Annotated in this window: 20 protein-coding genes; 14 read left to right on the top strand and 6 right to left on the bottom strand. The window is 62.6% G+C overall.

The features are described 5' to 3' along the window. The first annotated feature begins 223 nt into the window (after nt 1-223). On the top strand, nt 224-1,426 hold the full coding sequence (locus AC1RRC_RS28685; protein WP_493059069.1) for an ammonium transporter: 1,203 nt from the start codon (nt 224-226) through the stop codon (nt 1,424-1,426). Nucleotides 1,427-1,568: 142 nt separating this feature from the next. On the opposite strand, the gene AC1RRC_RS28680 is transcribed toward AC1RRC_RS28685, so the two are convergent. Beyond that, nucleotides 1,569-2,327, bottom strand: coding sequence for a DeoR/GlpR family DNA-binding transcription regulator (locus tag AC1RRC_RS28680; RefSeq protein WP_493059068.1), 759 nt, complete (start codon nt 2,325-2,327; stop codon nt 1,569-1,571). A gap of 225 nt (nt 2,328-2,552) precedes the next feature. On the opposite strand from AC1RRC_RS28680, the gene glpD reads away from it, so the two are divergent. The 4 genes from glpD to AC1RRC_RS28660 all read left to right on the top strand — a co-directional run bounded on the left by glpD (nt 2,553) and on the right by AC1RRC_RS28660 (nt 6,550). Beyond that, complete coding sequence (gene glpD, locus AC1RRC_RS28675) at nt 2,553-4,133, top strand: glycerol-3-phosphate dehydrogenase (protein WP_493059067.1); 1,581 nt, start codon at nt 2,553-2,555, stop codon at nt 4,131-4,133. 242 nt (nt 4,134-4,375) lie between these two features. Continuing rightward, complete coding sequence (gene glpK, locus AC1RRC_RS28670) at nt 4,376-5,866, top strand: glycerol kinase GlpK (RefSeq protein WP_493059066.1); 1,491 nt, start codon at nt 4,376-4,378, stop codon at nt 5,864-5,866. Between the two features lie 70 nt (nt 5,867-5,936). Beyond that, nucleotides 5,937-6,353 (top strand): hypothetical protein, encoded by a 417-nt coding sequence (locus AC1RRC_RS28665; RefSeq protein WP_493059065.1) that lies wholly within the window; start codon nt 5,937-5,939, stop codon nt 6,351-6,353. Beyond that, nucleotides 6,350-6,550, top strand: a complete 201-nt coding sequence (locus tag AC1RRC_RS28660) for a helix-turn-helix transcriptional regulator (RefSeq protein ID WP_493059064.1) — start codon at nt 6,350-6,352, stop codon at nt 6,548-6,550. The genes AC1RRC_RS28665 and AC1RRC_RS28660 overlap by 4 nt, the downstream gene beginning before the upstream one ends. Nucleotides 6,551-6,565: 15 nt before the next feature. On the opposite strand, the gene AC1RRC_RS28655 is transcribed toward AC1RRC_RS28660, so the two are convergent. Then, complete coding sequence (locus AC1RRC_RS28655; protein ID WP_493059063.1) at nt 6,566-7,138, bottom strand: helix-turn-helix domain-containing protein; 573 nt, start codon at nt 7,136-7,138, stop codon at nt 6,566-6,568. Between the two features lie 196 nt (nt 7,139-7,334). Here AC1RRC_RS28655 and kbl point away from each other — a divergent pair, with 196 nt between their 5' ends. From kbl to moaD, 6 genes are all read left to right on the top strand, one after another. Then, nucleotides 7,335-8,534, top strand: a complete 1,200-nt coding sequence (kbl, locus tag AC1RRC_RS28650) for a glycine C-acetyltransferase (protein WP_493059062.1) — start codon at nt 7,335-7,337, stop codon at nt 8,532-8,534. A gap of 30 nt (nt 8,535-8,564) precedes the next feature. Beyond that, on the top strand, nt 8,565-9,527 hold the full coding sequence (locus AC1RRC_RS28645) for an NAD-dependent epimerase/dehydratase family protein (protein WP_493059061.1): 963 nt from the start codon (nt 8,565-8,567) through the stop codon (nt 9,525-9,527). Between the two features lie 86 nt (nt 9,528-9,613). Beyond that, entirely contained in the window at nt 9,614-10,993 is a 1,380-nt protein-coding gene (locus AC1RRC_RS28640) for an L-serine ammonia-lyase (RefSeq protein ID WP_493059060.1), read from the top strand. Nucleotides 10,994-11,154: 161 nt separating this feature from the next. After that, entirely contained in the window at nt 11,155-12,630 is a 1,476-nt protein-coding gene (thrC, locus tag AC1RRC_RS28635) for a threonine synthase (protein WP_493059059.1), read from the top strand. 27 nt (nt 12,631-12,657) lie between these two features. Next, a complete protein-coding gene (locus AC1RRC_RS28630) occupies nt 12,658-13,890 on the top strand; it encodes a molybdopterin molybdotransferase MoeA (RefSeq protein ID WP_493059058.1) in 1,233 nt (410 codons plus the stop codon). Beyond that, on the top strand, nt 13,887-14,144 hold the full coding sequence (gene moaD / locus AC1RRC_RS28625; RefSeq protein ID WP_493059057.1) for a molybdopterin converting factor subunit 1: 258 nt from the start codon (nt 13,887-13,889) through the stop codon (nt 14,142-14,144). The genes AC1RRC_RS28630 and moaD overlap by 4 nt, the downstream gene beginning before the upstream one ends. 33 nt (nt 14,145-14,177) lie before the next feature. Here the strand turns inward: moaD and AC1RRC_RS28620 are convergent, their stop codons facing one another. Beyond that, on the bottom strand, nt 14,178-14,618 hold the full coding sequence (locus AC1RRC_RS28620; protein ID WP_493059056.1) for an SRPBCC family protein: 441 nt from the start codon (nt 14,616-14,618) through the stop codon (nt 14,178-14,180). Between the two features lie 271 nt (nt 14,619-14,889). Between AC1RRC_RS28620 and AC1RRC_RS28615 the strand changes: the two genes are divergently transcribed. The 3 genes from AC1RRC_RS28615 to AC1RRC_RS28605 all read left to right on the top strand — a co-directional run bounded on the left by AC1RRC_RS28615 (nt 14,890) and on the right by AC1RRC_RS28605 (nt 20,092). Next, entirely contained in the window at nt 14,890-17,826 is a 2,937-nt protein-coding gene (locus AC1RRC_RS28615; RefSeq protein WP_493059055.1) for an EAL domain-containing protein, read from the top strand. 40 nt (nt 17,827-17,866) lie between these two features. Next, nucleotides 17,867-19,108: a TIGR03862 family flavoprotein gene (locus AC1RRC_RS28610; RefSeq protein ID WP_493059054.1), complete on the top strand. Its 1,242-nt coding sequence runs from the start codon at nt 17,867-17,869 to the stop codon at nt 19,106-19,108. Nucleotides 19,109-19,285: 177 nt separating this feature from the next. Continuing rightward, nucleotides 19,286-20,092: a PEP-CTERM sorting domain-containing protein gene (locus AC1RRC_RS28605; protein ID WP_493059052.1), complete on the top strand. Its 807-nt coding sequence runs from the start codon at nt 19,286-19,288 to the stop codon at nt 20,090-20,092. Between the two features lie 134 nt (nt 20,093-20,226). Here AC1RRC_RS28605 and AC1RRC_RS28600 read toward each other — a convergent pair whose 3' ends face one another. The 3 genes from AC1RRC_RS28600 to AC1RRC_RS28590 all read right to left on the bottom strand — a co-directional run bounded on the left by AC1RRC_RS28600 (nt 20,227) and on the right by AC1RRC_RS28590 (nt 21,477). Beyond that, nucleotides 20,227-20,469 (bottom strand): hypothetical protein, encoded by a 243-nt coding sequence (locus AC1RRC_RS28600; RefSeq protein ID WP_493059050.1) that lies wholly within the window; start codon nt 20,467-20,469, stop codon nt 20,227-20,229. 134 nt (nt 20,470-20,603) lie between these two features. Further along, nucleotides 20,604-20,909 (bottom strand): hypothetical protein, encoded by a 306-nt coding sequence (locus AC1RRC_RS28595; protein ID WP_493059049.1) that lies wholly within the window; start codon nt 20,907-20,909, stop codon nt 20,604-20,606. 73 nt (nt 20,910-20,982) lie between these two features. Next, a complete protein-coding gene (locus tag AC1RRC_RS28590) occupies nt 20,983-21,477 on the bottom strand; it encodes a hypothetical protein (RefSeq protein ID WP_493059047.1) in 495 nt (164 codons plus the stop codon). Nucleotides 21,478-21,485: the final 8 nt, after the last annotated feature.

Raw genomic sequence — 21,485 nt, 5'->3', positions numbered from 1 at the left:
GGTGCGCAGCGGGTGCGGCGAAACAATGCGCCGCACCATCATGGCGCTAAATCAATGCCCATTATTGGTGCAAGGCACTTGACGCACTCTTCGTGAGCAAAACAAGAAAAGCAGTCGAATCATACACTTAGTCATTTCAACACTTTTCGCACCAATTTGGTACGGAAATTGCTTGAACGCACACTCCTAGTTCAACTTTGCATTATTTTGGGGAGTGGTTTGAATGGCTGGTACACATTACGGCGCGGATGCCTTGTTCATCCTGCTGGGCGCCATCATGATTTTGGCGATGCACGCGGGGTTTGCTTTCCTGGAGCTGGGCACGGTCCGCAAGAAAAATCAGGTCAATGCGCTGGTGAAAATCCTGGTGGACTTTTGTGTTTCAGCCATCGCTTATTTCTTTGTCGGTTACAGCATCGCGTACGGCGTGAATTTCTTTGCCGGCGCTGAAGTATTGGCGGCAAAAAATGGCGTGGAACTGGTCAAGTTCTTCTTCCTGCTGACGTTCGCGGCCGCGATCCCCGCGATTATTTCCGGTGGCATCGCGGAGCGGGCCCGCTTCCACCCGCAAACCGCCGCCACCTTTGTCCTGGTGGGGCTGGTTTATCCGCTGTTTGAAGGCATGGTCTGGAACCAGCGCTTTGGTTTCCAGGCCTGGTTGCTGGCGACGTTTGGCGCGGAATTCCATGATTTCGCCGGGTCCGTGGTGGTGCATGCGATGGGTGGCTGGATCGCATTGCCGGCGGTGCTGTTGCTCGGTGCGCGCCGTGGCCGCTATACAAAAAATGGCGGCATTTCCGCGCATCCGCCATCGTCGATTCCATTCCTGGCGCTGGGCGCGTGGATTTTAATCGTGGGCTGGTTCGGCTTCAACGTCATGAGCGCGCAGGCGCTGGAAAAAATGAGCGGCCTGGTGGCGGTCAATTCGCTGATGGCAATGGTGGGTGGCACCCTGGTGGCCGTGTTCATGGGCCGCAACGACCCGGGCTTTGTCCATAACGGGCCGCTGGCCGGTCTGGTGGCGGTCTGCGCCGGTTCCGACCTGATGCACCCGCTGGGCGCGCTGGCCACGGGCGGCATTGCCGGCGCGATTTTCGTGTGGATGTTCACGCTGGCGCAAAACAAGTGGAAGATCGACGACGTGCTGGGCGTGTGGCCGCTGCACGGCCTGTGCGGCGCATGGGGCGGCGTTGCGGCCGGGATTTTCGGCGCGAAAGCGCTGGGCGGCATCGGCGGTGTTTCATTGGCGTCGCAAGTTATCGGCACCGTGACCGGCGTGGCGATTGCCGGCGCGGGCGGGTACATCGTGTATGGCGCGCTAAAGGCCACGGTAGGCTTGCGGCTGGACCCGGAACAGGAATTCCAGGGGGCGGACTTGTCGATTCACCGCATCACGTCGACGCCGGAGCGCGAGTCGAACTGGTGATATCGTGGGGCGGTAAGCCGCAGGCTTGCCGCCATCGCGTGCGGACCGGTGCTGCGTGTGGCGGCGGCGATGCATGCATGGCGGCTTTCGCGTTGCGAAAACCGCCCTACGCGATTGGCGTCCGCGACATGTTTGCGATCACTCAGGGCGCAGCGACGATCACTTCCACGCCGGCCTTCTCAAACGCGTCCGCCGCCTCGGCCGGCAGCGGCGCATCGGTAAAGAATTTATGGACCTGGCCGATGCTCCCTAGCCGCACCAACGCATGGCGGCCGAACTTGGTGTGGTCGGCCACCAGCCACACTTCGCGCGACTGTTCCATGATGGCTTGCGTGACCCGCACTTCGCGGTAGTCGTAATCGAGCAGGGTGCCGTCATTTTCAATGCCGGAGACGCCGATGATGCCGATATCGACCTTGAACTGGCGCATGAAGTCGATCGTGGCTTCGCCGATGATGCCGCGGTCGCGGTTGCGTACCAGGCCGCCCGCCACGATCACTTCGGCGTCAATGCCGCTGGTGAGAATGGTCGCCACATTGAGGTTGTTCGTGATGACCCGCAGGCCACGGTGATGCAGCAGCGCCTTGGCGACTTCCTCGCTGGTGGTGCCGATGTTGATGATTAGCGAACGGCCGTTTTCCACGCGGGCCGCCGCCAGCCGGGCAATCCGGCACTTGGCTTCCGTATCCATCGCGCGGCGCTGGTCGTAATCGATGTTTTCCACAGTGGATGGAATGCCGACCCCGCCATGGTAGCGCGCCAGCAGGCGCGCATCTTCCAGTTCGCGGAGATCGCGCCGGATGGTCTGGGTGGTCACCTCGAGCAGCCGAGCCAGTTCATCAACGGACGTGTCGCCATGCTGGCGGATGTGGTCGAGCAGTCGGCGGTGGCGTGGCGTCATCGGCATCCCAAAAGAACATAAACGAACCACCGCATTATAGACCAGCCGCCACGATGGGATACGATGCCGCTGAGTTCATATGGGTTGAGAGTCCCGTCTAAACGAACATAAACGAACGCATTCTTATTGCCTCGGTAGCATAATTGCGTACAATGGCGGCAGCGAATCGACCATTGAGAGGCTGGAAATGAACACAAACAAACATTTCGTTATTGGACGGGCAACATGATGGCCTCGCCATCCCGCCAGCTGGAATGCGATGTGCTGATTGTCGGCGGCGGCATCAATGGCGCCGGCATTGCGCGCGATGCGGCCGGACGCGGTTTGCGGGTGGTGTTGTGCGAACAGCACGACCTGGCCCAGCACACGTCGTCGGCCAGCACCAAGCTGATCCACGGCGGCTTGCGCTACCTGGAGTACTACGAATTCAAGCTGGTGCGCAAGGCGCTGCAGGAGCGCGAAGTGCTGCTGCGGTCCGCGCCGCACATCATGTGGCCGTTGCGCTTCGTGATGCCGCACGACGCGGCGCAGCGTCCGGCCTGGATGATCCGCGCCGGCCTGTTCCTGTATGACCACCTGGCGCGGCGCGAGTTCCTGCCCGGTTCGCGGGGCGTGGCGCTGGACCGCCATCCGGCCGGGGCGCCGCTGAAGGGCAGTTACCGCAAGGGCTTTGTGTATTCGGACGGCTGGGTCGACGATGCGCGGCTGGTGGTGCTCAATGCGCTCGATGCGCAAGAGCGCGGCGCCACGATCCTGACCCGCACCCCTTGCACCAGCGTGTGCCAGGTGGGCGACGGCTGGCATGCCACGCTCGACAGTATCGAGCAGGGCCGGATTGAAGTGCGCGCGCGCGCGGTGGTCAACGCGGCGGGGCCGTGGACTAGCCAGTTTGCCGCCAGCGCGTCCGGCGCCGGCAGCAGCTTTGGGCTGCGGTTAATCAAGGGCAGCCACATCATCGTGCCGCGCCTGTTTGACCATGACTATGCGTACATTTTCCAGAACCCGGACAAGCGCATCATCTTTGCGATTCCCTATCAGGAAGACTTCACCCTGATCGGCACCACCGACCTGGAATACACGGGCGAGCCGGGGCGGGTGACGATATCCAGTGAAGAAGTGGACTACCTGTGCGCGATGGCGAACCGTTATTTCAGCAAGCGCATTGCGGCGGCCGACGTGGTCGCGACATACTCCGGCGTGCGCCCGCTGCTCGATGACAACGCCAGCCAGGCTTCGGCCATTACCCGCGACTACGTGCTGGAGTGTCATGACGGGGCGCCGCCTTTCCTCAATATCTGGGGCGGTAAGATCACCACCTACCGCAAGCTGGCCGAAGAAGCGCTCGACATCCTGCAGCGCCGCCTGGGCCGCAGCGCGCCGTCGTGGACCGCCGGCGTGCCGCTGCCGGGCGGGGACTTGCAGCAGCCCGGCGAACTGGTGGCGACATATGACTTCGCCGACTTCCTGGTGGGCTTCCGCCATCGCTATCCCTGGCTGCCCGCCAAGCTGGCGCAACGCTATGCACGCGGTTACGGCAGCCGTGCGGCGCAAATGCTGGGCAATGCCGCCAGACTTGGGGACCTTGGCGCGGAACTGGCTCCGGGGCTGTATGAACGGGAAGTGCGCTACCTGATGGAAACCGAATGGGCTTGCAGCGCGGAAGACATCCTGTGGCGGCGCACCAAGTGCGGCTTGCGCAGCAGCCCGCAGGACGTGGAGCGGCTGCAGTTGTGGATGCGGCAGTGGCGGCTGCAAGCGGCGCAGGACAACGCCCCGCAGCCAGAGCCGCTGGCGCAACGCGCATAACACTGCGCTGCGCGCGGCAAGGCAAAATCGGCAATCATTTTAGCTATGTCATCGCAAATCGTGGAAGACGCTGGCTGTAGGGCGGCATTGACGGGGACGCCAAGTCAATGCCGCCGTGCCCGCACAACGGTACTGCCCGCGCTGGCGGCGGCGCATGCATGGCGGCCTCGCAGAGTCCACCTTACAGTAGGTGCATTCCACGACTCCCGGTGACATAGCCATCATTTTTAACAGGATCTGACATGGCATATCTTCTGGCAATGGACCAGGGCACTTCCAGTTCACGCAGTATTATTTTCCGCGACGGCGCCGTGGTGGCGTCGGCCCAGCAAGAGTTCCGGCAAATTTTCCCGCAGCCCGGCTGGGTTGAGCACGACGCGCAGGAATTGTGGGACAGCCAGCTGGCGACCGCCCGCGCGGTGCTGGCGAAAGCCGGTTTGCGCGCCGCCGACATTGCCGCGCTCGGCATCACCAACCAGCGCGAAACCACCGTCGTGTGGGAGCGCGCCACCGGCCGCCCGATCTTTAACGCCATCGTGTGGCAAGACCGCCGCACCGAAACCCTGTGCCAGCAGTTGCGCAGCGATGGCCTCGCCGACCCTATACGGCGTAAGACCGGGCTGGTGTTGGATCCGTATTTTTCCGCCACCAAACTCAAATGGATCCTCGGCAATGTGGACGGCGCGCGCCGCCGCGCGGAAAAGGGTGAATTGGCCTTTGGCACGGTGGACACCTGGCTGGCCTGGAACCTGACTGGCGGCCGGCTGCATGTGACCGATGTGTCCAATGCCGCCCGCACCATGCTGTGGAACATTCATGACGGTTGCTGGGATGCGCAATTGCTGAGCTGGTTCGATATCCCTGCGTCACTGTTGCCGGACGTGCAACCGTCCAGCCATCCTTTTGGCCATACGGATGCGGCCTGGCTGGGTGGGGCGGTGCCAATCGGCGGCATCGCCGGTGACCAGCAAGCCGCGCTCTTTGGCCAGGCCTGCGTCAAGGCCGGCATGGCAAAAAATACGTACGGCACCGGTTGCTTCATGCTGCTCAATACCGGCGCCGCCGCTGCGCAATCGAACAATGGGCTGATCAGTACGGCGGCGTGCCAGGTGGGCGGCCAGCGCCAGTATGCGCTGGAGGGCAGCGTGTTTATTGGGGGCGCGGTGGTGCAGTGGCTGCGGGACGGGTTGCAGGCGATCGAGCAGGCAGCGGACATCGAGGCGCTGGCGGCGTCCGTGCCCGATGCCGGCGGTGTGGTGTTCGTGCCGTCCTTTACCGGACTGGGCGCGCCGTACTGGGTGCCATCGGCCAAAGGCGCGATCTTTGGCTTGTCGCGCGGCACCACGGTGGCGCACATTGCCCGCGCCGCGCTGGAATCCATCGCGTTCCAGAGCGCGGCGCTGCTGCAGGCAATGCAGCGCGACGCCGCCGCCCCGATCACGGAATTGCGCGTCGACGGCGGCGCCTGCGCCAATTCCCTGCTGCTGCAATTCCAGGCCGACCTGCTTGGCATCCCGGTGGTGCGCCCGCAAGTCACGGAAACCACGGCGCTTGGCGCGGCCAGTCTGGCCGGACTGGCGGCAGGCGTTTATCGCGGCGCCGATGACCTGGCGGCGCAATGGCGGGTGGACCGGGTGTTTGAGCCGGGCATAGGGCGCGATGAGGCGGCGCGCCGCATGGAGGATTGGGAGCAAGCCATTGCCCGGATCGGAACCAGCGCCAACACAATGTAAAGTTTGCTTGACATGCTGATTTGCCAAGTCTACTATGTAAAGGTCACTTTACATCAATGGAGGCAGCACTATGCAACAAGATCGTCAGGTTTCGCAGCATGAACGCCGTATCGCCCGCCGCTACCGGCTGGAGTTAAGTGGCAGCTTCGCGATTTACGTCGCGCTGATGGCGCCATCGGCCCTGTGGGGCGAGGGGCTGCAAGACGGGGCGCTGAAGACGGCGGCTGCAGTGATGCCGATGGTTGGTTTTTTGCTGATGATCTGGGCCATTGCCCGCCAAGTGCAGCGCATGGATGAATATGTGCGGCGCCAGCTACTCGAAACGATCGCCATCGCGGCGGCGGTGACGGCGGGCGTGACGTTCACCTACGGGTTCATGGAAACGGCTGGGTATCCCCGTCTCAGCATGTTCACCGTGTGGGGTGTGATGGGGAGCGCCTGGGTGGGCGTCTGCGCCTTGCGCTGCATGATGGCGAAGCGCCGATGAAAAACACAATAAGGGAATTGCGCGCCGAGCGGGGCTGGAGCCAGGCTTACCTGGCTGACCAGCTGGCGGTCTCGCGGCAGACGGTCAACGCCATCGAGACCGGGCGTTACGACCCCAGCCTGCCGTTGGCGTTTGCCATCGCACGGCTGTTCGGCGCGTCCATCGAAGCGATCTTTTCAGAATCGGAAGGCGCCTGAGGGCGGGCCACCGCGTTAGCGGTGGATCACCACCAGCAACCCTTTCGCTTCACTCTTGCCGGGATTGCGGATCGCATGGTCCTGGTCGCCCGCGTAGCGCGCGGTGCCGCCCAGCTTGACCTTGCGTTTCACACCGGCCACTTCCAGTTCCACGGAACCATGCAATAAAGTCAAGTGTTCCGTGGTGCCCGGATCATGCGCCTGCGACACCAGTTCGCCGCCCGGCGCCAGGGTCAATTCATACCATTCATATTTGCCGGCCAGCTCCATCGGGCCGAGGATGCGCAGCAGGTAGCCGGCGTGCGCGCCGGGCAGGGTGGGGGTTTCGTGTGCATCCAGGACCCGGATGGTTTCCACCGCCTTTTCCGCGGCCGACAGCAATTCCCCGATCGCCACCCCCAGTGCATTGGCCAGCCGCCACGTGATGGCGATGGTCGGATTGGCTTTTTCGCGCTCGATTTGCGACAGCATGGATTTGGAGACCCCGGCGATACGGGACAGGTCTTCCAGGGTCAGGCCGCGCGCCAGGCGCAGGCGCTGCAGGGCGGCGCCGACTTCGGGCGGGGTGTTATTCGGGACGGCTTTCATGAGGTTTTCATTTTTCTTAATGTGCAATGCATTGCAAAGTTCAATGGCCTTCGGTAATATTCGATATATTGAACTAGAGTTCGATATGAAGAATTTCACGAGGGCGTCGGACAAACAAGAGTAAACTCTGGAACAGGTTCACCGCGATTCTACCCAGAGGTCCCGCCGCACGCCACCCCACCACGGAGAAGAAACCATGAGCAAGCAAGCCGCGTTTTACAGCCAACTGCAGCAAACCCTGACCACCCTGCGCGAAGAGGGTCTGTTCAAGCCGGAGCGTGTGATCGCTTCGCGCCAGGGTTCTGAAGTCACGGGTGCGGACGGGCGAATGCTGATCAATATGTGCGCCAACAATTACCTCGGCCTGTCGGGCCAGGAATGGGTGGCGCAGGCGTCGATTGCCGCGACGGAAAAATATGGCTATGGCTTGTCGTCGGTGCGTTTCATTTGCGGCACGCAAACCGTGCACAAGGAACTGGAACAGGCGCTGTCGAGCTTCCTCGGCACCGAAGACACCATCCTGTACGCCGCCGCGTTCGACGCCAACGGCGGCGTGTTCGAGCCGCTGTTCGATGAAAACGACGCCATTATTTCCGATGCGCTGAACCACGCGTCCATCATCGACGGCATCCGCCTGTGCAAGGCCGCCCGTTTCCGCTATGCGCACAACGACATGGCCGACCTGGAAAAGCAACTGCAAGCCGCTTCAGATAAACGCCACAAGATCATCGTCACCGACGGCGTGTTCTCGATGGACGGCACCATCGCGCAACTGGACAAGATCGTGGAACTGGCTGAAAAGTATGGCGCACTGACCCTGATCGACGAATGCCACGCGTCCGGCTTCATGGGCAAGACCGGCCGCGGCACCCATGAGCACCACAATGTGCTGGGCAAGATCGACATCATCACCGGCACCCTGGGCAAGGCGCTGGGCGGCGCCATGGGCGGTTTCACGTCCGGCCGCAAGGAAGTCATCGAGATGCTGCGCCAGAAGTCGCGCCCTTACCTGTTCTCCAACACGCTGGCGCCCTCGATTGCCGGCGCTTCGCTGGAAGTGCTGAAACGCCTGTCGGCATCGACCGAACTGCGCGACCGCCTGCATGAAAACACCGCGTATTTCCGCAAGGAGATCGAGCGCATCGGCTTCACCATCAAGCCGGGCACGCACCCGGTGGTGCCGGTCATGCTGTTCGATGCGCAAGTGGCGCAAAAATTCGCGGCGCGCATGTATGAACTCGGCGTGCTGCTTTCCGGCTTCTTCTATCCGGTGGTGCCGATGGGGCAGGCGCGCGTGCGCGTGCAACTGTCGGCGGCGCATACCCGCGAACAACTGGAAACGGTATTGAAAGCATTTGAACAGGCTGGCCACGAGCTGGGCCTGTTGAAAAAATAACCAAGCGTACAACGCTGAACGGATAAGAACATGGAAAAGATTTTAGTCATTGGCGCCAATGGTCAGATTGGCAGCGAACTGGTGGACGCGCTGGCCCAGCAGCACGGCGCGCAAAATGTCATCGCCACCGATATCGGTGAAAAAAACGTGTACGGCGCGGCGCGCTACCAGGTGTTGAACGTGCTGGACAAGGCCGCGCTGGATCAACTGGTGGCCGAGGAAAACATCACCCAGGTGTACCAGCTGGCCGCGATGCTGTCGGCCACCGGCGAAGCGGCGCCGCTGCGCGCCTGGACCCTGAACATGGATGGGTTGCTGAACCTGCTGGAGACCGCGCGGGTACGCGGCGAGCAGGGCAAGCCGCTGCGCATCTTCTGGCCATCGTCGATTGCCGCGTTCGGCCCGAACACGCCGCAAAACGACACGCCACAGCTGACCACCATGGATCCGACCACGATCTACGGCATCAGCAAACTGGCCGGCGAACGCCTGTGCGAGTACTACTTCCTGAAATATGGCGTGGACGTGCGCAGCATCCGCTACCCGGGCATCATCAGTTTCAAATCGCCACCGGGCGGCGGCACCACCGATTATGCGATCGCGATTTTCCACGCGGCGCTGCGCGGCGAGACGTATTCCTGCTTCCTGGGACCGAAAACCACCTTGCCGATGATTTACATGCCTGACGCGATCCGCGCCACGATTGAACTGATGGATGCGCCGGCGGCACAAATTAAAGTGCGTTCCTCCTATAATGTGGCGGGCGTATCGTTCAATCCCGAGCAACTGGCCGAGTCGATCACTCGCGCCGTGCCGGGATTCAAGATCGAATACAAGCCGGACAGCCGGCAGGCGATTGCGGATACCTGGCCGCACAGCCTGGACGACTGTCATGCGACCGCCGACTGGGGCTGGAGAGCCCGTATCGGTGTCGAGGAAATGGTCAAGGACATGCTGGCAAACATCGATGTCAGCATAGGGCAAGCCGCCTGACCGGGCCGCATCAGCGGGCCAAATAAGCGGGCCAAATAAGCTGCCTACCCGGCAGCGCAACCTTACGACAAGAAAAGAGACATCCGATGGACATGAGCGTTTTCGACCTGTTTAAGATAGGCATAGGTCCCTCCAGTTCGCACACGGTGGGGCCGATGGTGGCGGCGCGCCGCTTCCTGGTCGATGCCGGTTCGTTGGCCGATGCGGTGAATGTCGAGGTGGCGCTGTATGGCTCGCTGGCGCTGACCGGCGTTGGCCACGGCACCGACAAGGCCGTGATTCTCGGGCTGATGGGGGAAACCCCGCAGCATGTGAATCCGGACCAGGTCGATGCGATGCTGGCGGCGGCGGAAGCCGCGAAGGAACTGAAGCTGCTCGGCACGCACACCGTGCCGTTCTCGAGCGCGGTCAACCTGCGGTACCACAAAACGGAAAACTTGCCGGAACACCCGAACGGCATGCGCTGCAGCCTGCGCCGCGCCGACGGTTCCGTCTTGTCGAAAGTGTATTACTCGGTCGGCGGCGGTTTTATCCGCGAAGAAGGTGAAACCGACAGCGGCGGCGCCAAGCGCGCCGTGGCGGTGCGCTTCCCGTTCGACACCATGGCCCAATTGCTGGGACATGGCGTGACCAGTGGTTTGACCATCCCGCAGATGCTGCGCGCCAATGAGCTGGCCCGTATCGGGGCCGCCGAACTCGATGCGGGCCTGGACCGCATCTGGCACGTGATGCGCGACTGTATTACGCACGGCCTGGAAACGGAAGGCAAGCTGCCGGGCGGCTTGAACGTCAAGCGCCGCGCCGCCGGCCTGTGGCGGCAGGCGAAAGGCGCGCCGCTCGCCAACGAGTTGCCGCACGATGCGCTGCACCAGGTCAGCCTGTATGCGATGGCGGTCAACGAGGAAAACGCGGCTGGTGGCCGGGTCGTGACGGCCCCCACCAATGGCGCGGCCGGCATTATTCCCGCCGTGCTGCGCTATTACGCGGAAGATTGCCGCCCGAGCGATCCGGTGGCCGGCGTGCGCAGCTTCCTGTTGACGGCGGCCGCGATCGGCATGCTGTGCAAGCGCAATGCGTCGATTTCCGGCGCGGAAATCGGCTGCCAGGGCGAGGTCGGCGTGGCCTGCGCGATGGCGGCGGCGGGGCTGGTGGCGGCGCTGGGCGGCAGCAACGCGCAAATTGAAAACGCGGCGGAAATCGGCATCGAACATCACCTGGGCATGACGTGCGACCCGATCGGCGGCCTGGTGCAAATTCCCTGCATCGAGCGCAATGGCATGGGTGCGGTCAAGGCGATAACGGCGGCGTCGCTGGCGCTCAAAGGCGACGGCACCCACTTCGTGTCGCTCGACGAAGTCATTGAAACCATGCGCCAGACCGGCGCGGACATGCAGGCCAAGTACAAGGAAACCTCGCTGGGTGGCCTGGCCATCCACGTGGTGACGGTGAACCACGCGGCTTGCTGACGGCGGCAGTCCACGGTGCGGCGGCACGGCCGCACCGACCGGCGTTGTGAAGGTGGAATCAAAAGAGCAGAATATTCTAAATATGTGCGCAATGTACATATAAAGTCTGGCCGGACTATAATACCCGTTCGAATACGCATGCCAACCGGACTTTCATACCTATGCAATACGTGTCTACCCGCGCCAACGGTGCAACCGCTTCCCAATCTCCTCAACAATTCTCCGACATTTTGCTGGGCGGCCTGGCCCCGGACGGTGGCCTGTACCTGCCGACCGAATACCCGCAAGTGACGGGCGCCGAGCTTGATGCATGGCGCAAATTGCCCTATGCCGACCTGGCGTTTGAGATTCTGAAGAAGTTCGCCACCGATATTCCGGAAGCGGACTTGAAGGCGCTGACGCAAAAAACGTATACGGCGGACGTCTACCGCAATGTCCGTGAAGGCGAACTGGCGTCCGACATCACGCCGCTGCGCGTGCTGGAAGAGGGCAATGGCAAGAAGCTGGTGCTGCAGGCGCTGTCGAACGGCCCGACCCTGGCGTTCAAGGACATGGCCATGCAATTGCTGGGCAACCTGTTCGAATATGCGCTGGCGAAAAAAGACGCGCAACTGAACATCTTTGGCGCCACCTCCGGCGACACCGGCAGCGCGGCGGAATATGCGATGCGCGGCAAGCAGGGCATCAAGGTCTTCATGCTGTCGCCGCACAAGAAAATGAGCGCGTTCCAGACCGCGCAGATGTTCAGCCTGCAAGACCCGAACATTTTCAATATCGCGGTCGAAGGCGTGTTCGATGATTGCCAGGACATGGTGAAAGCCGTGTCGAACGACCTGGCCTTCAAGGCCAAACAAAAAATCGGCACCGTCAACTCCATCAACTGGGCCCGCGTCGTGGCGCAGGTGGTGTACTACTTCCGTGGCTACCTGGCGGCGACCACGTCGAATGACCAGAAAGTGTCGTTCACGGTCCCGTCGGGTAACTTCGGCAATATCTGCGCCGGCCATATCGCCCGCATGATGGGCCTGCCGATCGACAAGCTGGTGGCCGCCACCAATGAAAACGACGTGCTGGACGAATTCTTCCGCACCGGCGTGTACCGCGTCCGCAAGTCGGCTGAAACGTACCACACCAGCAGCCCGTCGATGGACATCTCGAAGGCGTCGAACTTCGAGCGCTTCATCTACGACCTGGTGGGCCGCGATGCGGAACGCACCCGCGCCCTGTTTGCGAAAGTGGAAACCCACGGCGGTTTCGACCTGTCCGGCTATCCGGGCGGCGACGGCGACGAGTTCCACAAAGTCAAAGACTATGGTTTTAAATCCGGCAAATCGACCCACGAAGACCGCCTGAATACGATCCGCGACGTGGCCGACGATTACGGCATCGTGATCGACACCCACACCGCCGACGGCATCAAGGTCGCCAAGGAAAACCTGGAACCGGGCGTCACGATGATCGTGCTGGAAACCGCGCTGGCCGCCAAGTTCAATGAAACCATCCTGGAAGCACTGGGCCAGGATGCCGAGCGCCCGGCCGGCTTTGACAACATCGAAGCGCTGCCGCAGCGCTTCGTCGTGATGCAGGCCGACGTGGAAAAAATGAAAGACTACATCGCATCCAATACGGGGCTGTAAATGGCGGGACCAGGCGAGGATAAGCCAATGAAGCCAAACAAGCCGATGCTGACGGTCAGCGAAGCGCTCGATTTCCTGCTGTCGGCGGCCACGCCGGTGGCGGAAACTGAAACGCTGCCGACCCTGGAAGCCAATGGCCGGGTGCTGGCGCAGGCGCAGGTGTCCGGCATGAATGTGCCGTCCGCCGACAACACCCAGATGGATGGTTACGCGGTCCGCGCGGAAGATTGCGCGGGTGGCGGCGCCACCCTGACGGTGTCGCAGCGCATTCCCGCCGGTCACGTGGGGCAACCGCTGCTGCCCGGCACCGCCGCCCGCATTTTCACGGGCGCGATGATCCCGGAAGGCGCGGATGCCGTCGTCATGCAGGAACAGTGCGAACTGGCCGGCAACCTGGTCACCGTCAACCATGCGCCGAAGTCCGGCGAATGGATCCGCCGCGCCGGCGAAGACATTACCAACGGCAGCGTGATCCTGGCCGAAGGCACGCGCCTGCGCAGTCCCGAACTGGGTTTGGCCGCGTCGGTCGGCCTGGCGCAATTGCCGGTGCGGCGCCGCCTGCGCGTGGCGGTGTTCTTTACCGGCGACGAACTGACGATGCCGGGCCAGCCGCTGGCGCCGGGCGCGATCTACAATTCGAACCGTTTCACCTTGCGCGCACTGCTGGAAAACCTCGGTTGCACCATCACGGATTTCGGCATCGTGCCCGATTCGCTGGACGCCACGCGCGCGGTGCTGCGCCAGGCGGCCGCCGGCAACGACTTGATTATTACCTCCGGTGGCGTGTCGGTCGGCGAGGAAGACCATGTCAAGCCCGCCGTTGAGGCGGAAGGCAAGCTCACCATGTGGCAGATCGCCATGAAGCCTGGCAAGCCGCTGGCGTTTGGCGAAGTGCTGACAGGAGAAAATACGGCCTTCTTTATGGGCTTGCCGGGCAATCCCGTGTCGAGCTTTGTGACGTTCCTGATGTTCGTGCGGCCCTTCATTCTCAAGCTGCAGGGCGTGCGCGACGTGGCCGCGCTGGCGCCGAAAGCCTATGCGCTGCGGGCGGACTTTGATTGGCCGAAAGCGGACCGCCGCAATGAATTCCTGCGCGCGCGCCTGAACGGCGAGGGCGGGCTGGAACTGTTTGCCAACCAGGGTTCCGGCGTGCTGACGTCGACCGTGTGGGCCGATGGCTTGATCGACAATCCGCCGGGCCAGGTGATCAAACGCGGCGACACCGTGCGTTTTATTCCGTTTTCCGAGGTGATGCAGTGAAATTGACGCTGAAATTCTTTGCCAGTGTGCGTGAAGCGCTGGGCATGCCGACCGACACGGTGGAGTTGCCGGCGTCGGCCGCCACGGTGGCGGACGTGCGCGCCGCACTGATCGCGCGCGGCGGCGCCTGGGCCACCGCGCTGGGTGAAGGCCGCGCGCTGCGCATGGCGTGCAACCAGGTGATGTGCAAACTGGAGACCGAAGTCAAAGAGGGCGACGAGGTCGCCTTCTTCCCGCCCGTCACGGGAGGCTGACCTGGTGGGGCGGCGCCGCACCAGCGCCCGCCGTCACTGCTCCACCAGCAGCCCGAGCAACACCAGCGACTGCTGCCACCCCAGATAGCACGACGCCGCCGGTATCACCGCCGGCACGCCTTCCTGCACGATGTGCACTTCCGTGCCACAGTCAACCGCCGTTAACGTGACGGTGGTCTGCATTTCGCCCGGCAGGTTCGGGTCGTCGAACGTGGCCGTATAGCGCAATACGGCGCCCGGCTTCAGCTCGCGGTAGACACCGCCAAACGAATGCCCATGGCCGGTCCCGATGTCGGTAAACGACATGCGGTAGGCGCCGCCTTCACGCGCATCCATTTCATGCACGGTACACGCATAGCCATTGGGCGGCAGCCACTTTGCCATGGAGGCCGGCGTCAGGAAAGCGTTGTAGATACGTTCCGGCGTGGTGCGCAGGATGCGGTGCAGGCGGATGGTATTGGTGCTGGTGCTCATGGTGTTCTCCTGGATCGATGAATGGGGGGCTTTCATGGCGACGACGGACCATGACGGGCCGAATCGACATCCTACGCAAAAAATAGAGTGTTATTCCTTGTATCATCTTGCTAGTGACGCCACAAATAATTACTGGTGGGAATAAATTATTACCTGACAGGAATGTCGTATATACTGGAATTGTCACTTCTCCGGTTACCTCACCCCGCAGCCGGAGCCATACCCCATACAGTGTCGCCTCCTCCCTGCGGCCGGAATTCCAGGAGGAGTCATGCGCACATTTTTCAACCGGCTGCCATTCGCGACCCAGCTCTTGATCGGGTTTGGCGTCATTGCCGGACTGATGTTTTTCAGCGACATGCTGAAAATGGTGGACGGCGCCCGCAACATGGCTGCCGTCGAGCATTACTTCCGTACTGAAGACCGGATCGGCAACCTGGCTGCCGACAGCGTGGCCGCCCTGGAAAAAGCGCGCCGCCTGGAACAGGACTTCCTGCAGCGCCTGCGCATCTCGGGCAGCGAAGCCGCCAACGCCAACGCCAACGCCAACAGCGCCCGCCCCGTATTCGACCAATTGGCCGTGGTGCGCGGCATGATGGCGGAAGTCCGCACGTTGCGTCCCGACCTGTCCACCGCACGCCGTACCCGTGCGGTGGAAACCTACACCTTGTTGTATGAACACCACTTCCTGCGCGTGGTGAATTTGTATGGCCAGTCGGCGCTCTTCGCGGGGGCGTCCCGTGCGCTTGACAGTGCGATGCCGGGCATGGCGCCGTTACAGGGCGACCTGCGGGCGCTGCATGCGGCGGAACAGCAATTCCTGCGCGGCGGCAGCGCGCGCGATGCCGCCGCCACGGAAGATGCGGTGGCGCGGCTGCAACAGCGCCTGCTGCAGGTGCATTTGCCCGAAGCGCAGCGCAAGGCCACGCTCGATGCGGTACAGCGCTTCGGCGACGCTTTTTCCACCTATGTGCAGATGCAGCTGGAAATCGATAGCGCCACGGTGGAATACCTGGAGGCCGCGCGGGAAATCGAACCCGCGCTGACACAACTGCGGGAACAGTCGGCGGCGGCGCAGGACAGCGTGCGCGGCAAACTGCAGGGCGCCACCAGTGTGCTGGGCATGCTGGCCGGCCTGGCGTGGCTGATCAACCTGGTGGCGGCGCTGGCGCTGGCAGCCTGGATGGCAGGCCATCTGCGGCGCTGGTGCGGCGCGGCGGCGCAGTTTTGTACCCGGATAGCGGCGCGGGACTGGACCGCGCGCCTGCCCGAGGTGGAGGGGAATACCGACTTGGGCCGGGTGGCGCAAGCGATGAACGGCATGGCCGACAGTTTGCAGCAGGGCAGTGCGCAGCTGGAGCAGCAAGCAGTGGCGCTGGAAAAGGCCAACCGCGCGTTGCGCATGCTGTTCCGCTGCAATGAAGGCATGATGCGGGCCATCAGCGAGCCGGAATTGCTCGATGCCGCGTGCCGGCAACTGGCGGGCGAGGGCGCCTATCCGCTGGTCTGGATCGGCGTGCCGTGCCACGACGAGCTGTCGAGTATCCGACCGGCCGCCATGGCCATGCATCCGGCCGGCGCCATTGTGGACGCCAGCGCATTGCGTTTTTGCTGGGGCGGCGCACCGGAACAGCGGGGCCTGGCCGGAGAAGCCATCGTACGTGAACAAACCGTGGTCGCGCGCGTCAGCGAGGATGAGCCTGGGGAGATGGGTTTTGCCTGCGGCGCCGGATTGCCGCTGTTGTGGCGTGGCGAGCTGCTGGGGGTATTGGTGCTGTACAGCCGCGACCAGCTCGCCTTTGACGGCGACGAACTGCAATTGCTGCAAGACCTGGCGTCCGACCTGACGGCACGGCTGGCCGGCCTGCGCGACACCTTGCGCCGGCGCCTGGCGGAGCAGGCCAGCGATTACCAGTGCCGGCATGACCCGCTGACCGGCCTGCCCAACCGTTCATTATTGGGCGAGCGGCTACAGCAGGCGTCGATCCGCGCCATCCGTGAGTCGCAACGGGTGGCGGTGCTGGTGCTGGGGCTGGACCGCTTCCGCACCATCAGCGCGCAGCATGGCGCGGACGCCGCCAATGGCTTGCTGAAACATGCCGCGCAGGCGCTGACGTCCGGCCTGCGCGATGGCGACACGGTGGCGCGCCTGCTGGGCGATGAATTTGCCGTGGTGGTGGGCGGCCTGGCGTCGCAGGAAGATGCGATGACGGTGGCGGCCAAGCTGATGGCGGCGGTGCAGCAACCGTTCGTGGTGAACGGCATCGCGCTGTCGACCACCGCCAGTGTCGGCATCAGCCTGCACCTGCGCGACGGCGCCGACACGGCGACCCTGCTGTGCTGTGCCAACGCGGCGATGGTGAGCGCGCAAGCGATGGGCGGCAACCGCATGCGCTACTATGCACCGGAACTGAATGAACGGGCGGTGCGGCTGGCGGCGCTGGAGGCGGACCTGGTGCGGGCGTTGGCGCAGGGCGACCTGGCTGTCCACTACCAGCCGCGCGCCATGCTGGCCACCGGCGGCATCGTGGCGGCCGAGGCGCTGCTGCGCTGGCGCCACCCGCAATGGGGCATGGTGCCGTCCTGTGAATTCATGGCGGCCGCCGAGCGTTCGGGTCTCGTGATTGAACTGGGGCGTTGGGTGATGCGCGACGTGTGCCGGCAATTGCGCACCTGGCGGGACGAGGGGCGCGAGCCGCCGGTGGTGGCCATCGCGCTGACCGCGCGCCAGTTCCGCCACGAGACGCTGGCAGCTGATCTGCGGTCGGCGCTGGCGGAATTCGATGTGGCGCCGGACCGGCTCGAGCTGGACGTGGCGGAGTCCACGGTCATGCACCGCCTCGACGACGCCATCGCCCGGCTGCACGCGCTGCGCGCCATTGGCGTGCGGCTGTCGCTGGAAGACTTCGGGGTCGGCAATTCCTCGCTGGGCCGGCTGCGCGAACTGCCGGTGCAATCGTTGAAGATCGGCCAGTCGTATGTGCGCCATCTGGTGGACAATCCGGCCGACGCGGCGGTCTGTGGCTCCATCATTACGCTGGCGCACAACCTGGAATTGACGGTGGTGGCGGAGGGCGTGGAATCGGCCGATTCCGCGCAATTCTTGCGCGAACAGCATTGCGATGAAATCCAGGGGCAGTATGTGGCGCATGCGTTGCCGGCGGCGGACTTCGCGGGCCTGATGGCGCGGCCGGTGGTGATGGCTTGACGGACTGTTCGGCGGGGCGGCGTGTACAATGCTGTCCCTTATGGAACCTCGCACCCACCTGCACACATCCCGCGTCGCCGTCATCGGCGGCGGCCCGGCCGGCCTGATGGCGGCCCAGACCCTGGCGCAAGCCGGGATTGCCGTGGACGTCTATGACGCGATGCCCTCGGTCGGCCGCAAATTCCTGCTGGCCGGACGCGGCGGCATGAACATCACCCATGCCGAAGACTATGCCACCTTTATGACCCGCTATGGCGCCCGCGCCGAGGCATTGCGGCCCATGCTGGACGCGTTCACGCCGGAACAGGTGCGCGGCTGGATCCACGGCTTGGGCATCGATACGTTTGTCGGCACGTCCGGCCGCGTGTTCCCGGCCGATATGAAGGCGGCGCCGCTGCTGCGCGCCTGGCTGCACCGGCTCAAGGAGCAGGGCGTGCGTTTCCACCAGCGCCATCGCTGGGTCGGCTGGTCTGAGGATGGTGCGTTGCGGTTCGAATCGCCTGACGGTCCGGTACAGGTCCGGGCCGGCGCCGTGGTGCTGGCGCTGGGTGGCGGCAGCTGGGCGCGGCTGGGTTCCGATGGCGCGTGGCTGCCGCTGCTGCGGCAAGCCGGTGTCGATACGGCGCCGCTGGCGCCGTCCAATTGCGGCTTTGATGTCGGCTGGAGCGAGCACTTCAGTACACGTCATGCGGGCGATCCGCTGACGACAGTGGCGATTGGCTATGACGGCGCCGATGGCGTTACGGTGTGGAAGAAGGGCCAGTTCGTGGTCACCGCGACCGGCGTCGAAGGCAGCCTGGTGTACGCGCTATCCGCGCCGCTGCGCGAGCGCATCACGTGCGATGGCAGCGCCACGATGTTCCTGGACCTGCTGCCGGACTTGAGCGCGGAGCGGGTGCGCGATGAAGTCAGCAAGCCGCGCGGTGCGCGTTCGATGTCGAGCCATTTGCAGAGCCGGCTTGGCATCAAGGGCGTCAAGGCGGGTTTGCTGCGTGAGTGCGCCAGCAAGGAAGCATGCGCGGACCCGATGCAACTGGCGCGTGTGCTGAAGCGCTTGCCGGTGGTGCTGCGCGCGCCAAGGCCCATCGATGAAGCCATCAGCAGTGCGGGCGGGGTGCGCTTCGAAGCGCTGGACGGAACCATGGTCAAGGCCTTGCCCGGCGTGTTTGTGGCCGGTGAAATGATGGATTGGGAAGCGCCGACCGGCGGATATTTGCTGACTGCGTGTTTTGCCACCGGCATCCAGGCGGCAAAAGACGTCCAGGCGTGGCTGAAACCGTAGTCGCAGCGCTAGCTACTACGGCTGAGCCGCCGGACTGTTTGACAAACCTCACGCCGGTTTCACCGCCAAATACGCTTCCACCTTTGTTTTCATGGCCTTACACATCGGGCATGACAGTTGCAATACACAGTGCGGGCACGCCGTGGATTTCAACCGTACCGACTGTGGGAGATGCAAATGAAGACCTCATCATCAACATCATCAATCGTTCTGGCCCTGGGGCTCGCGCTCGGTGCCGGCCTGGCGCATGCAGGCGTCTTTATTAACGGCGGATTCGAGGATGGCAACGCGAATGGCTGGACCACCGGTGAAGGAACCCGGGCATTCATCGGCAATTCTTCGATTGCGCCGGCCGACTTCCTGCCAGCGGGGAGCCGCTATAGCGGCCCGTCAACCCGTTCATCCTTGATTGCCGCCGGCACCGCGGATCCGATCGTTGGCGCCGCGCTGGGCTCAACGGTTTATGCCGGCAAGTTTTCCTATCGGGCCGAAGATACATCCTTTGGTGGCCTGGCCTCCGCCATCAGCCAGCAAGTGTTGAACTACACCGACCCCAACATCTTCTTTGCATGGAAAGCCGTGCTGCAAAACGGCGGCCATGCGGAAGAAGATTCGGCCGAACTCGTCATCACGCTGACCGACAACACCACCAATACCTTGTTGATCAGCCGGGTCTACAACGCGGGCGCCGGCGGCGGTGGCGTCGACAGCCGCTTCACGGCGCTGGGCGATCTGTTCTACACGCCGGACTGGCAGATCGAGCAACTGGCGATCGACGCGTCGCTGTCGGGGCATGACTTCACGCTGTCACTGCTGTCGGCGGACTGCTCACCGACCGGCCACTTCGGCTACGCCTATCTGGACGGGTTCGGCGGCATCCTGCCACCGCCCGGCGGCACCATACCCGAGCCCGGCACGGTTGCGCTGCTGCTGTTCGGCAGCGCGTGCATGGCGGCGGCACGGCGGCGCAAGATGCGGGGCTAAGTGGGGATGGTTGATGCGAGGCTGCCAGGGCACGGGCAGCCGACCAGGTGCATTCGGCCGAGGGGGATCTGGCGGCAGCAGGTGCGGTTTTGCCGGCGCGTGATGCCACAACACCGCATGCGACCGTGAACCGGTCATTGGTATGGATCACCCGTGAAATTGCGCACTCCGGCCTTGTCGGATTTCTTGCGCAATAAAGTAATGGCGCATGCAAAGAACACGACGGCGAAAATCAAGAACAGGCCGCCCCATAATTTAAGATTCATCATCGCTCTATCGCCGGTGTACAGACTTCCTGCCTGCAACACACCAAGGGCGCAATAAAGTGCCGCTGGAATACTAAGGATGAGTGCTAGTAATAGAAATCGTCGTTTCATGATATTGGCAGCCTGTATGAGGATGGATATGGATGAAATAGAAATTTTTAATCCATAGTCAGCGCTGAATTTTAGGTGTTGTATAGCTTTCCTTACTAAGTAGGGCGAGCAATTTTGGGGATGCCGGTATGGAACTAATTTTCAATTCTTTGAGACACTTCTATTGCGTTCCCAGTATTACTCGACCTGAGTGAGGCAATTAATGCCACGCCGCACACTGCGAGAGGAAGGGATACGATAAATCCTGCAAGAGCGGCAATGCCCCCATACGGAAGCCATGTGCTCCAATTAATACCCTCATCGGAATGGAATTCATTCTGAGGATTGTGTTCCCATGTCACGTAAAGCAATGCCGCTCCCAAAAGGAGTGCAACACAAAGGGCAACAATGACAGGGATTGCCATGGTCAGCTTGAATTTTTTACTATTGCTGGCATCCATCTCTGAAGTCCCACTGAATAAATTTTGCCGCGCCCGCTGGTGTTGGTTGCAAAGTTGCGCACGGCAACATGGCTTATTCGGCCCCCGTGATCAAAGCGTGGATAAAAGCGGCAACGGCCAAAATGATGATCAAGCCGACAAAGCTGGCGACGACATACAGGAATGGCTTACCCCAAGGCCGGCGTACATAGTCCTTTCCAAACCGTGCCTGCACATATCTGACCTGGGGCTTGGCGCTGGAAACGTACCAGCTGATAAGCATCACGAGAAAGCCGACACGGGATATCGCATCCAAGGCTTTGGCATCGGGAAAAACAATATCAAGCAGGCAGGAACATAACAGCCACACGATACTGACGATGAACCAGGTTTGTGAACCCCGGGCCTTTTCTGGTTCGCCCAGCGCCTCCCAATTCTTCATGTGCAGGAAGGCGCCAAATGCAACCGAGAACAATAAGCACCAGTTTGCAGCCGCGTTTGGGTTCCAAATTGGTGGATTGGTTTGACCTTTAGCGCTGATTTCAGTCAGGTCTGCATTGGGGGCGCAATATGGATTGTTGCTCAACATGGACTCCA

The sequence above is a fragment of the Pseudoduganella sp. GW821-FHT12E03 genome, assembly GCF_058807115.1.
This window is presented reverse-complemented; position numbering and strand designations above follow the sequence as displayed.